The sequence below is a fragment of the Porphyrobacter sp. MBR-155 genome (assembly GCF_040547625.1).
Taxonomy (GTDB): domain Bacteria; phylum Pseudomonadota; class Alphaproteobacteria; order Sphingomonadales; family Sphingomonadaceae; genus Erythrobacter.
This window is the reverse complement of sequence record NZ_JBEPQB010000006.1, coordinates 1-13082: the sequence shown is the minus strand read 5'-3', so window position 1 is coordinate 13082 and position 13082 is coordinate 1. Positions and strand designations below refer to the sequence as shown.

Annotated in this window: 9 protein-coding genes; 4 read left to right on the top strand and 5 right to left on the bottom strand. The window is 54.6% G+C overall.

What is annotated here, in order from left to right; translation table 11 throughout:
- Nucleotides 1-85 precede the first annotated feature (85 nt).
- Nucleotides 86-322, bottom strand: coding sequence for a cupin domain-containing protein (locus tag ABIE62_RS07830; RefSeq protein WP_354324986.1), 237 nt, complete (start codon nt 320-322; stop codon nt 86-88).
- 135 nt (nt 323-457) lie between these two features.
- Here ABIE62_RS07830 and ABIE62_RS07825 point away from each other — a divergent pair, with 135 nt between their 5' ends.
- Complete coding sequence (locus ABIE62_RS07825) at nt 458-1861, top strand: glycosyltransferase family 2 protein (protein WP_354324984.1); 1404 nt, start codon at nt 458-460, stop codon at nt 1859-1861.
- Nucleotides 1862-1928: 67 nt separating this feature from the next.
- On the opposite strand, the gene wecC is transcribed toward ABIE62_RS07825, so the two are convergent.
- The gene (gene wecC / locus ABIE62_RS07820; RefSeq protein WP_354324983.1) at nt 1929-3185 is read right to left on the bottom strand and encodes a UDP-N-acetyl-D-mannosamine dehydrogenase; all 1257 of its coding nucleotides are present in this window, start codon (nt 3183-3185) and stop codon (nt 1929-1931) included.
- An 11-nt stretch (nt 3186-3196) separates the two neighbouring features.
- Nucleotides 3197-4324 carry a non-hydrolyzing UDP-N-acetylglucosamine 2-epimerase gene (gene wecB, locus ABIE62_RS07815; RefSeq protein ID WP_354324981.1) on the bottom strand — a complete coding sequence of 376 codons (1128 nt, stop codon included), beginning with the start codon at nt 4322-4324 and terminating at the stop codon, nt 3197-3199.
- Between the two features lie 327 nt (nt 4325-4651).
- Between wecB and ABIE62_RS07810 the strand changes: the two genes are divergently transcribed.
- Entirely contained in the window at nt 4652-6244 is a 1593-nt protein-coding gene (locus ABIE62_RS07810) for a glycosyltransferase (RefSeq protein ID WP_354324979.1), read from the top strand.
- On the opposite strand, the gene ABIE62_RS07805 is transcribed toward ABIE62_RS07810, so the two are convergent.
- Nucleotides 6187-8160: a glycosyltransferase gene (locus tag ABIE62_RS07805; protein ID WP_354324978.1), complete on the bottom strand. Its 1974-nt coding sequence runs from the start codon at nt 8158-8160 to the stop codon at nt 6187-6189. The two genes, ABIE62_RS07810 and ABIE62_RS07805, sit on opposite strands and share 58 nt — an antisense overlap.
- Nucleotide 8161: 1 nt before the next feature.
- Nucleotides 8162-10705: a CgeB family protein gene (locus ABIE62_RS07800; RefSeq protein ID WP_354324977.1), complete on the bottom strand. Its 2544-nt coding sequence runs from the start codon at nt 10703-10705 to the stop codon at nt 8162-8164.
- A 174-nt stretch (nt 10706-10879) separates the two neighbouring features.
- Here ABIE62_RS07800 and ABIE62_RS07795 point away from each other — a divergent pair, with 174 nt between their 5' ends.
- Entirely contained in the window at nt 10880-11500 is a 621-nt protein-coding gene (locus ABIE62_RS07795; RefSeq protein WP_354324976.1) for a hypothetical protein, read from the top strand.
- Between the two features lie 119 nt (nt 11501-11619).
- The coding region (locus ABIE62_RS07790) for a coiled-coil domain-containing protein (protein WP_354324975.1) at nt 11620-13082 on the top strand (1463 nt) is incomplete at its 3' end.

The window sequence follows — 13082 nt, the reverse complement described above, 5'->3', positions numbered from 1 at the left end:
CCTCTAACGACAAAGCTGGTTCAGGCATAGCCCATTGCAGGACAATTCAAGCCAACCCGCCACCCACCGCACGGTGAGCCGCATTTCAGAGCAGCGCGCGCTCAACCTGCTGTTGCTGGCTGGCCTGCGGCCACACCGCTTGGTGGCCAATCTGTGGTGGCGTGTGATCGGCAAAAAGCTGCGGGCTCGCTCCCGAATCGACGCGGCCATAAGAGGTTTGCCGTTCGCACATGCGCGGTGGGTGAAAGCGTCCGGGATTGAAGATCAGGAAATTGTCGCAATTGGGCTTGCAGCGGGCACCGCTCCAGCGTTGTGCATGCATTTGCATATATCCCAGAACGACCGCCCCGGTGAGATCCGCAGGGCAGTGCGATCAGCCCTGAAACAGAGTGTGATGCCGCTGCACGTCGTTATTACGCGTGAAAACGGCGTTCCAATCCCTTTCACAAGCAGCACGATGGTGACTGTGCTCCCCGAAGAATTCGGATCGCGCACAGGCGGGTTGTGTGCGGCGCTCCGGATGGCAAGCGAGATCGGAGCAGACTGGCTGGTGCCGCTCGATTGTGGCTCACGCCTCGCCCATCATGCGCTGGCGGCGTATGGCGCGCACCTGCTTCGTCGCCGACCGAGCGACGCAAACGCTTCAGCCCCAGCGCTGCTTTATGGCGATGAAGGTGAAATTGCGTGGTTGCGGGCGAGGCCGAAACTGTGGCTGAAACCGCAGTGGGATCGGCGCATGATCCTGTCACAAGATTATGTCAGCCGCGCCTGCGCACTGGCAGTTGGCCCCGCGCTTGACGCGGCGGCTCGCTGCGACGGAGGGGAGCCGCAGAGCCTTTACGAGCTTGTGCTTCGGATCGCAGAAAATGCGCCGGTTGAGCACGTTGAGCGTATTACCGCGCTGACGCCTGATGACAGTTGGCTCCATGATGGGGCGGCAACGCTCGCGGCAGTGCGCCGGGTGATGAGCGCGAGTGCCGATGACATCGTGCCCGGGCCGTTTGGAACGGTCGCATTGCAATTCCCGTTGCGCCAGCCGCTGCCGACCGTCAGCGTGGTCGTCGCCACGCGCGATCGTGTCGAATTGCTGCGGGCCTGCGTTGAGGGAGTGCTTTACGCGACTGATTACCCGGCATTAGACCTGATCATCGCCGACAATGACAGCGTCGATCCGGAAACCCTGGGGTACATGGACGAGGTATCCGCCGACCTGCGGGTCAGCGTCGTGCGCTGGCCGCACCCGTTCAACTATTCGGCGATCAACAATTTTGCGGCGAGCCGTGCGCGCGGAGAATATCTGTGCCTGCTCAACAACGACATCGAAGTGATCGAGCCGGATTGGCTATCTGCGATGATGCGCGAAGCGTTGCAGCCGAAAGTAGGCGCGGTGGGCGCAAAGCTGCTTTATCCTGACCGGTCAATCCAACACGCGGGGGTCGCGATCGGACTGGGCAATGCGGCCGGCCACGCCCACCGTGGGTTACCCGAAGGCGATCCAGGCTATTTTGCGCAAGCACACATCGCGCGCGGGGCAAGCGCAGTTACGGGTGCATGCCTCCTAGTCGCACAGCGGCACTTTCAAGCTGTTGGCGGGCTAGACGAGGAGCATCTGGCAGTCGCATACAACGACGTGGATCTTTGCCTGAAGCTGCGCGAACGCGGCCTAGCGACCATCTACACCCCGGCTGCCACGCTGATCCACCACGAAAGCAAATCACGCGGGCTGGACTTTGCACCGGAACACCGTGAACGCTATATGCGCGAGCTTGAAGTGTTCCAAAAGCGTTGGGGCTCTGAGTGGGTCGTGGACCCGTGGCACCACCTGCGGCTTGACCGGGCAAGCGAGGTCTATCGCGCGTGATCTTTCAGCACGCCAACTCAGGAAATCGACCAGCTGACACCGGAGGGCATCCGCCCCATACAGCGCCTTAAAGACCCACGACGTTTATAAGACGCTTAACGTCGGCAAGCTTATCGCCGAGCGCCGAGAAGACCGAATGTCGCACGAGAACGCAGACCACGTCCGCCTGCGCAATCGCATCTTCGAGTGAGGCCAACGTGACCGGAAGGCCCGCAAGACCTTCGGGAAGCGCATCGATATGTGGTTCAACAACAAGGACTTGGCAACCGAGCGCCCCGAACTGGCTGGTGATTTGCAGGGCTGGGCTTTCGCGCAAATCATCAATATCCGGCTTGAAGGCAAGGCCAAGACAGGCGACCTTGATATCCTCCATCGCGCGCGATTGATCAGCGGCAAGTGCGTCCATGATGGCCTCCTTTCCTTTGTGCAAAACCCAATCGGGCTTCGCGTCATTCACTTCGCGCGCCGTGCGGATCAAGCGTGCCTCGTCAGGAGCGGAGGAGACAATGAACCATGGGTCAACCGCGATACAATGCCCGCCAACGCCTGCCCCCGGTTGCAAAATGTTCACCCGGGGATGCCGATTGGCCAATGCAATCAGTTCCCACACGTCGATAGAAAAACGGTCGCAAATGATGCTGAGTTCATTGGCAAAGGCGATCTGGACATCGCGCGAGCTGTTTTCGGTCAGCTTGCACATTTCTGCCGTGCGCGCATCGGTTATGACGCAATCGCCGCGCACTACCTTTTTGTACAAAGCCACCGCCAGTTCACTCGCGCGCTGCGACATGCCGCCGATAATCCGGTCATTGTGCACCAGCTCGGTCAACACCTGTCCCGGCAGCACGCGTTCGGGGCAGTGCGCGATGTGGATGTCCGCATCGTCACCTGCATCTTGCGGAAAGATCAGGTCAGGGCGCGCCTCGGCCAGCCACGCGGCCATCTGTTCGGTCGCGCCAACCGGAGATGTGCTTTCCAGAATGACCAGATTTCCGGGTTCCAATACCGGAGCGATCATTCGCGCTGCGCTGGCAATATAGCTCAGATCAGGCTCGTGCGCGTCCTTGAATGGCGTTGGCACAGCGATGATGAAGGCCTCAGCCGGTTCTGGCACCAGCGTCGCGTGCAGCAGGCCCTTGTTGACGACGTTGTGCACCACTCCGTCGAGGTCGGGCTCAACCAGATGGATTTTACCGGCATTGATTGTGTCAACGACACGCTGTGAGACATCGACCCCGATCACCCTGACGCCATGGGCCGCAAACAAGGCCGCCGTCGGCAGGCCAATATAGCCCAGCCCAACCATGGAAATACGATCAAACATCGATTGTTCCTTTACTTGGCCCGTGCCCGCGCAACGAGAGCCGCGGCAATCCGCTCTGCCGCCTTGCCATCACCATAAGGATTAATGGAGTGGGCCATCAGCGCGTAGGCTTCGGGATCGTGCAACAAGGTAAGCGCAGATTCCCGGATGCGGTCGGGATCGGTTCCCACCAACCGCACTGTGCCGGCATCCACGGCTTCGGGTCGCTCGGTCGTGTCGCGCATCACCAGAACCGGTTTGCCGAGCGAGGGGGCCTCTTCCTGCACCCCACCCGAATCGGTGATGATGAAATGGGAGCGGCGCATCAGCCAGACGAAGGGCAGGTATTCTTGCGGTTGGATCAGGTGAACGCCGGGCGTGCTGCCGAGGATCCGCTGAACTGGCGCCTGCACATTGGGATTGAGATGCACAGGATAGACGATCTGCGCATCACCCTGTTCGCTGATATCGCGCAAAGCGCGGCAGATGTTTTCGAAACCCGAACCGAAATTTTCCCGCCGGTGCCCGGTTACCAGAATCATCCGGCGGCCGTCTTCCAGAAACGGGAATTGCCCCTGCAATTGCGCTTCCAGCGCTTCGTCGCCGTCCAGCTTTGCCACCACATCGTGCAGCGCATCGATCACGGTATTCCCGGTCACGATGATGTTCCGGTAGGCGACGTTCTCCGCCAAAAGGTTTTGACGCGAGGTTTCCGTCGGTGAGAAATGCAGGTCGGCAAGGCGGCCCACGATCATGCGGTTCGCCTCTTCAGGCCAAGGCGCATAAAGATTGCCAGTGCGAAGGCCAGCCTCGACATGGGCGACCGGCACCTGCGCATAAAAAGCGGCCAGCGCGCCGGCCATCGTCGTCGTGGTATCGCCGTGGACGATCAGCCGATCATAGCGTTTTTCCTTCAGCACATTGCGCAGCGCGAGAATGATGTTGGCGGTAATATCGGTGAGATCCTGCCCCGGCTTCATCACATTCAGATCGAAATCCGGCACGATATCAAACAGCGACAAGACCTGATCCAGCATCTCGCGGTGCTGGGCAGTGACGCAAACGTCAACGTCAAGCCCCGGCGCAGCCTTGAGGCGGCGCACCACGGGTGCCATCTTGATCGCTTCCGGACGCGTGCCAAACACGACGAGTATGTTCATGACTGGTCCCATGATTTCGCTGGTGGGTCGGAAGGGCGCTATGCGGATATTGTCTCGACTTACAACCCCCGTTTAGCATAAAGCATGCTAATCGCGCGATATCTTGAGGCGGTTGGGCATTCTTCATAGAAGTTTCGGCTGCGCATAGCGACCGGCATCGCAATCAAAGTGGGCCGCCTTTTAGCCCGGTTCAGGAACAGCACCAGCGACATGAGGGGTCAGCACGAACGAAGCCTGAAAACCGCGCGTGGTTTGGCCCTGGCCGCGCTGCATCTTTCTGCCAGTGGCAAGACTTCAGCACTGAATCTCGCGCGCCAGGCAGTCGCCATGAATGCGGAGCCCGAAACCTTGGTCGCCTATTGCCGCGTTGCAACCGCGCTTTACGATATTGGCGCCCTCGAAGATGCTGTCGCGCTGGCCGAGCCCTATGCCGCTTCCAGCGCTGAATTGGCTGCGCTGATAAATGAGCTGCGCGTCGGCCCGCTTGCCGTGATCGCGCTTGCCCGTCGCCTGCCTGCGCGAGAGCCGCTCGCGATTACGCCCACCCCGGGGCGCATCCTCTACATCCTGCACAAATCACTTCCCCATGCGACCGATGGCTATGCAACGCGCAGTCACGGTCTTGCGCGGGCGATGCTGGCCCGGGGGGCTGATCTTGTCTGCCTCACCCGGCCCGGATTTCCCCACGATCTGGATGTGGACAGCGGCGGCGCGCTGGCAGACAACGCAATCGAAACGGTTGGCGGGGTGCCCTATCACCGGCTGGCCTCACCCAAGCGCAGCGCCTTTCCACCGCCGCCTTTCGAGTGCATGGCACACGCCTCAATCGAATATCTGACCCGGTCGGCGGCGCGGCTGGTCGAAGCTATCCGGCATCATCGGCCAGCCTGCGTAGTGGCCGCATCAAACAGCACGACGGCGCTGCCTGCGTGTCTGGCCGCGCATCAATTGGGCATCCCCTTTGTCTACGAAGTGCGCGGGTTCTGGGAAATCAGCCGCATGGCGGGCGATCCGGATTACCTGCGCACGACCATAGGCCGTCAGGAACGCTATCTGGAAATCGCCACTGCGCAAGCGGCGCAGGCGGTCATCACCTTGACCAGCCCGATGCGCGATGAGCTGATCGCGCGGGGTGTGGAGCCTGCGCGCATTACCGTGGTGCCCAATGGCTGCGATCCCGAAAGCTTCGCGCCCAAGCCGCGCAACCGCGCGCTGGCAGAGCGGCTGGCACTGGCGGCGGAAACGCCGGTGATTGGCTATGTCGGTTCGTTCAATGCCTATGAAGGCCTCGACATTCTGGTGCGGGCCTGCTCCATATTGAGGCGTGAAAGCCTGCAGTTTCGATTGCTGCTGGTGGGGAGCGAGCCACCTGACAGCGCAGGCAACCAACCGGTCACGGACGAAATCAACCGCATGGCGACCGAGCAAGGGCTGGGAGACTGGCTCATCATGCCGGGCCGTGTTCCGCATGACACAGTGGCCGATTGGTATTCGCTGATCGACATCGCGCCATTTCCGCGCAAGTCACTGCCGGTGACGCAACTGGTTTCCCCGCTCAAACCGCTTGAAGCGATGGCGATGGCCAAGGCGGTGGTGGCATCCAGCGTGGGGGGAATGCAGGAGATCGTGGCGGATGGCCACACCGGACTTGTCGTTCCGAGTGACAGCGCCCCTGCCCTTGCGAAAGCGCTGCGCGCATTGCTACAAAATGAAAACCAGAGGCATCAGCTTGGCGCGGCGGCGCGTGAGTGGGTGCGGGATGAGCGGGGTTGGGAGCATTCTGCGATCAAAGTGATGAATGTGTTAATCGAAACAAACGCAAATATGTCCGATCAAAACCTGAAAATACTAAATTCAAAATATCACAGGATTTCCATGAATAAATCTCTGACCTTACGGACAAATATATCTATATCATAATTTCGCCGTACGTGCGCGATGCCTTTCTTACGTTTATCGTCAAATTCGCTTCTACTCTGGGAAATAGACTTTATTGCTTCAACAATCTCGTGCGACTCCTCGAAAATACATTCTTCTCCCCAAATGTATTCTGCGCCCGGCCACCGCTTGACCAACGAAATGCACCCGCCTGCAAAGCCATCAGCAATTGCCAAATGGAAACTTTCAAAACCAGGGAAACCCAAATCTGGTTCGCTTAAGGATAGAACATATCCAACCTTCTGCCGAGCTAATTCAACCTTCACGTCAACATGGCCAACAAATTCTACAGCATCCCCTAATTTATTTTTAAGAATATAATTTTCACATTCCGAATAATATTTCATCTCTACCGTATTATTTGCTATCCAATGCAAATCTTCAGGGCGTTTCCCAAAAATCTTTATTTTAAACCTATCATTAAATTTTTTAAGATCTGCCAATATTTCTAAAGCCGCTCTATAGCCTTTCTGGGATGGTAAGATCCCTATCATAGCGAGTGTGCAAAGCCGGTCTTCATAAAAAGTGGCGTCGTAAGCATCGGTACGGATAAAATTATCAATTATATGAACTTTATTTCGTGGAATAGACGGGAATCTCTCAATAAGGCGCTCAAAAAAGAATACAGATACTATAATAAATGCATCTACGTTATTTATTGCAATCTTATCACCATAATCGCGCCCAAGCTCCATTCTATGAACCCGTATTATCAATCGTTGATGCGGCATCTTACGTTTAGAATACCATTCAGCATTACCCAAAAGCCATTCGCACCATATAAAATCCGCCCACTGTAAGTGCTCGTAGCTATCCTCTTCATGATGAGTTTCATGACCTCTCCATTCATCATATTCAATATTGAAATATTTAGAAAGTTCATCGCGAGCTTCTTTGATAAATTTTAAGTCGTAGCCAGCTATCAAGAGTCTTGGCTTTATGAGATTGATGAATTCATTGAATGACGCACTTCTTATAGCTTCAACTATATCTTTGATGCGTGCCGTATAATTAAATTGGTTAATATTTGACCAGTAGCGATTGACGAAATCTGAAAATGTCTGAAATATTATCGTATCGATATCGCCCCTGTTTCGATATATGAGGCTTTCGATTACGACCCTTAGCCCAACCTTCAATCGCAATTGAATGTAATTTAATCCGAGCGATGATAGAATACTTTGCGTGCTTTCCCAAACCTCCAGATGATCGCCGAGTTCTTTAGATCCATACCTTTGGGTGCTGGCCGGAGTAAGTGCGGGAATTTTGAAGTAAATATATGTTGGGGCTGCAAGATATTCAATATTTTTAGCATGTGTGAGTATATAAGCGAGGAAAATAGTATCCTCTCCCATCCGAATCAGCTCAGGCCATTCTATATTATGTTTTCGAAGTAACTGCGCTCTCACCAGACTCGTTGGCACCGTACTCTGTTGCCCGATTATCAAAGAGACTTTTTGCTTTTTCGATAGTTGATTGCACCATGCATCAATCTTATTCATCAGCTTATGCTGCCTTCCATCATAAGCTAAGAGCTCAGATCGAACCACACAGGCATCGGTTTTGCTAGCCATCTCCCAAAGCTGCGATAACGCATCGGGAAGAATCTCATCGTCACAATCCAAAAAGTATATGTACTCGCCCTTCGCCTCCTGAATTCCCTTATTCCGAGGGCGGGACGGTGATCCGCTATTTTCCTCAAGGCGGAAAATGCGCCAATTTTCCCTGCGCGCACACGCCTCATGCATAAATCCGTAAGTTCCGTCATCAGAACAATCGTCGATGAATATAACCTCAAAAGCTTCGGCGTCGTAATTCAATTTTGACAATGAAGCTACGCACCGACCAATCTTGTCAATTGCGTTGAAACACGGAATTATAATTGATATATTGATCATATTAGACTCTGTACGCACGAATTGACTGATTATGTACTCGGCAATGTAGCCATTCGAAAAATTGACCGGCACTGCCTATAATGGCTGAATCTGCTTCGGTTGATGCAACTAAGTAGCGCTGATCGTGCTGGTCTTCTAACGTCAGCAGATCATCTTCAACATATTGTAGGTGGAGGATGGCATGAATGATGCGATCCACATCAACTGCACCGTCAGTGCTCAAAGCAATGAAATGAGAAGTTTCTATTGGCTGAAAACGGTCGAGCATTGCATATTTTTCAAAGTGCGACGCAGACGTAACCGAAACCCCAAATCGATTAAATTCCCGATAAATCTGCGCCACATCGAGAGGCTTCATTTCAATATGGCAAACCAGAAGAAGGCGCGCGCCTGGAAACTGGCTGCCATATTGCTGATACCACGAAATTGCCGATAGAGCATTTTCTCGTCCCTCGACGACAAATACAAAAGTCGGAATGACTGGATCTTCGAGGTACGAAAAACCGATAGAATCTAAGATTGTACGCCAACGATGCTTATAAGTGTGATTAGACAACACCTCGTGCAGTGCATCATAGCGCATCTGGTTTACATTTTCTTGGGTTAGAGATTGAAGCCTCTCAGGGTTTTTGTCAGCGAAAATAACAAGATCGCCGAACATAAGATTCACGCCTGTCGAGAAATTTGACACCACAAGCGTGTTACTTGATATCAATTCGAATACGCGCCTAGCGAACATCGTTTCTGATTCAGTGACAGTATTAAAGTTAAGACCAATTTTGCTCAACGTATAAACCAGAGGCATTTCATCATGGGGTCGCGCTGGATTTAGAAATTTTCGGTATTTTTGTGGCCACTCGTGAAGTAGATCATTAGAATTATGGTACCTGTCAAATATCTTCAAATTAAAATTATTCGAAATAATCTGATCTAAAATATTTTCCATAGCAATAGTTCGATCATGATGATTTTTATACCAGCTTCCCGCAAAAACAATTTCATCCCTTCGGCCAATGTCAGGCGTAGGCTTGAAAAGGCGAGGATTTGTAGCAAATGGAAGAGAAAAAACATTTTTTGAGCCATGTTTAGATTTATAACTTTCGATGCACTCGACTGCGGTTGTAAAAACATTATCAAAAAGCTTGGCTGTTTCTACAAAGTTATGAATTTTATCGTCATGGTGAGTTGGATCTTCTTTATTCCAAAAAATCGTCGGGATGTTTTTATTTTTACAATGATTTAATATTGCTATAATTTCATTCCGATTTTCGCGCGCAAAATTTTTGCTCGCATATACTTTGCCCTTCCACGGTCGACTCTTCGAGTCGATTCCAGACCAGGCAGACTCGCAAAGAAAAATATCGGGCTGATGCTTTTCAAAGGTTTCCAACCAATTCTCGGGTGTTACTGGTAACGCCAGAAATTCATGTCGGAAGCTGTTGAATGTGAATTCGTCAGCAATTATCGCAACCCTGATGTCTGATATTTTTTTCGGTATCATTTTTTCGATGTCAGCGGCCGAGCGATTGTGTTCCGAGGCCTCCTCCTGAAGACCCTTCGCCCAAGTGCCGCCAAAAACCGATGCTTGATCGTTGCTCGCAGATTTGAACGTCCGAAGCGCATCACTAACCGCCTTCATATGCGCTTGCGTTGTTAGTTCTGCTGATTGCGAAGGCTGTGCGGATTTCAGGGCATCGCGAAGAGCCGCCGCAAGACTTTCGGGTGAGGCGGGTGTAAACGGGAAGACGAGGCGATTTTTTGCTTGCCCCACGCGCGCACTGAACTGATCCGGAATCACAACAGGCTTGCCAAGCGCGTGTGCCATTTCCTGCCTGAAATGGTGGATCGGAAACGGGCCGTTGTTATTGCCCGCCATCAACACCGCGGCATCCATGCAATCAACCAGCGCCGCAGTTTCGCCGAAACCGTCCAGCAGCGTTTCGTGTATCCACTCGCGGCCAGCTGTTAGTGAACTGGTTGACGCAGGCTCATGAGTCGCGCTGAGGATCAGGAGATGAATCGGCACACCCGCATCGCGTAGCATCGTGCAAGCCGCGATTAAATGCTCCCTGTCTTGCGGGGACGCCGAGCCCGCCCAAAAGCCAATGACTTTTGAATGGTGATCTATTTGCAGTCTTTTTTTGATTAGATCACCGCTTCTGCGGCTCTCCGATAGAGTGTTCCTGGTGTCCCTGGTGTCCCTGAGGGGCTTTTCCATCGTTTGTCGCAAGTCATCATATTCTTCGCGATTGTTCAGGGCCTTTTCAATCCACGCCCAACGCTCTGAATCCGTGCCCGCGATGGTTTCTAGCAGCGCTTCACATTCCGCAGCTATGGCGATATTCTTCCGCCGCATAGCTGCCCAGAAATAAGCTCCCGATGTCTCTTCCGACAAATGCGCTTCAAATGCGGCGTGCGCTAATGCGTATTCCGACTCACTTCGCCCAGCCTGATGGAGGCAACGAGCCGCGAAAATAAGGGATTCTGCCTGTTGAGAGGATGAGAGGCGATGGGGAGACGAAACCAAAGAGCAATTCTTTTCCATACCGTTAGCCAGTATCGCGGGCACAGCTTCTGATCAATTGCTATCAGGGGGGTACTTGCCAAAAAGAATTTCTAATGGTTTTGCCGGGTTGGCAGCGTGGCTTGCCCTTCGACCCGCTAACGAAAAACTTGCTTCGCCTCTAATATCATCCATAGCCCAACTGGGACCCGACCAGTGACCAACAAACCCTTCATGCCCGAAGCCGAGACTGCCCATCTCACGCAGGTCTACGCCGATGCGCGCGTTATTCTTGAGTATGGCTCTGGTGGATCGACGCGCGTTGCTGCGGCCATGCCGGGCAAATTCATCATGAGTGTGGAATCCGATCTCGATTGGACCCGCGGCTTGCGGCGCGATCTGGCGGGTGCGGCGTCTCCGGTGATCTTGCACCATGTCGACATCGGGCCGACGGGGCCGTGGGGCCGTCCGTTGAGTGATGATAAGTGGCGGGCGTACCATCGCTATCCCAACACGGTGTGGGATCAAACCTGGTTTCGCCAGCCAGATGTCGTCCTGATCGACGGGCGCTTTCGGACGGCTTGCCTTGCTGCAGTGATGCTGCGCACCAGCCGCCCGGTGAAAGTGCTGTTCGATGATTACGGTGTGCGTGAGAAATATCGTCTGGTCGAAAAGGTCATCAAGCCATCGCAAACCATCGGCCGGATGGCTGAATTCACGGTTTTGCCGGGTGCCACATCGCAAGCAGATTTGGGCTTTCTGATTGAGCAATTTTTCGAGATGACGGTCCATGGCGAAGGCGAAGCGGCCTATCGGCTTCCCGAGTCTGCGTCATAACCACGAGGGGAAATGCGGCCGTTATTGGGCCGCGCGCTGGCCGGTTGTAATCGTTCTGCAATTCAAGGATAGCCGCCACGGTCGGCCCGTTTGACCCGATGGCCGTAAAAGGATAAAGCATGTCGCAGTCTCCAGAGCCGAAATTGCCCGCGGGAAAAGGCGGCTACACCAGCCAAGCGCTCGATATTCTCGGGCGAGAAATCCTCAACCCGGCAGCCAGTTGGACGCCGTTCTGGAAACCGCGCTTTGTCGCGGCTTCGCCTGCGCTTGTCCACCTGCCGTTCCTGTTCTGGCTGATGGAAAACCACGCGCCGCAGCGCGTGGTGCAGCTTGGTGTCGGCGATGGCGTTGCCTATCTGGCACTGTGTCAGGCGGTCGATAAGCTTGGCCTCAATGCTGCCTGTCGCGGCATTTCATTGTTCGGCGGGCAGGAGGCCAACCCCGAAGCTGCCGCTCATAATGCTAAAATGTATGAAGATTTCTCAGTCCTTTCGACCGAAGAGCTGGCGACCGCCAATCGGCATTACCGCAAAGGGGGCATCGACCTGTTGGTCATAAACACGCCGCTTGGTGCCGACATTGCTGGCGTATTAGCTGACAAGTGGAACAGATTGATGTCGGATCGCGGCCTTATCGTGGTGCTCGACAGCACGGCGAAGATGACGGAGGAGGGCGCTAAAGTTTGGCTCACTCCCTTGCTCGATACCTGCCCGGCAATCGAGCTTGAACAGGGAGAAGGTCTGCTTGCGCTGACGGTCGGGCCCGATCAGGATGGCCGGATCAGTCGGCTTGCCGATCTTGAACTGGGCATGGCCGGCTATCGTGAAGCGCGTCAGGTCTTTCAAACTCTGGGTGACAGGATTGTTGCGGGTCACTCTGCTGAAGAGCTGCAAGCTGCGCTTGAGGTCAAAAGCTCTTCCCTCACCGATTCGCAAAATCAACTGTCACATATCCAGCAGGAATTAGCCAAGGCACGCGCTGCGGAAGACAATGCGAACGAAGAATTGGCGCGGGTTCAGGCGCGAAGCTTCGATCTGGAGAATGAACGGTCTGAACTGGCGGCGAAACTAGCCGAGGCGGCTCGTGCGCGGCGCGAGCTGGATGAGCAGCTATCCGCAGAACGGGAACGTCACAGCGCCGAACTCGCCGCGAAGATCGCTGAGACGCAGACGGTGGAGGCTGATCTCCAGAAGTCCCAAACCGCGCGCGCCGAGCTCGAGACGAAGCTAGCCGAGGCGGAGGCTGCGGCGAGCAACCTTGAGGAAAGCCTCGCAAAGGCGCGGGAGGCTGAGGAACAGACCGCGATCCTTGCAGCGCAGCAAGCAGATGCGGCCCGCATCGAACACGAAAAGATTATTGCCCTTGTCGAGCATCGCCTTGCCGAAAGCGAGGCTGCTCTGGCCAAGGCGGATCGTGCGCGGCGCGAGTTGGAGGAGCAGCTATCCGCCGAACAGGAACGTCACAGCATCGAACTGGTGGCGAAACTGGCCGAGGCGGAGGCTGCGGCGAGCAACCTTGAGGAAAGCCTCGCAAAGGCGCGGGAGGCTGAGGAACAGACCGCGATCCTTGCAGCGCAGCAAGC

What these genes read in the sequence shown, in the direction of transcription:
- ABIE62_RS07830 (WP_354324986.1), bottom strand. Translation starts at nt 322, where the DNA reads ATGCATGCACAACGCTGGAGCGGTGCCCGCTGCAAGCCCAATTGCGAC.
- ABIE62_RS07825 (WP_354324984.1), top strand. Translation starts at nt 458, where the DNA reads ATGGTGACTGTGCTCCCCGAAGAATTCGGATCGCGCACAGGCGGGTTG.
- wecC (WP_354324983.1), bottom strand. Translation starts at nt 3,185, where the DNA reads ATGTTTGATCGTATTTCCATGGTTGGGCTGGGCTATATTGGCCTGCCG.
- wecB (WP_354324981.1), bottom strand. Translation starts at nt 4,324, where the DNA reads ATGAACATACTCGTCGTGTTTGGCACGCGTCCGGAAGCGATCAAGATG.
- ABIE62_RS07810 (WP_354324979.1), top strand. Translation starts at nt 4,652, where the DNA reads ATGAATGCGGAGCCCGAAACCTTGGTCGCCTATTGCCGCGTTGCAACC.
- ABIE62_RS07805 (WP_354324978.1), bottom strand. Translation starts at nt 8,160, where the DNA reads ATGATCAATATATCAATTATAATTCCGTGTTTCAACGCAATTGACAAG.
- ABIE62_RS07800 (WP_354324977.1), bottom strand. Translation starts at nt 10,705, where the DNA reads ATGGAAAAGAATTGCTCTTTGGTTTCGTCTCCCCATCGCCTCTCATCC.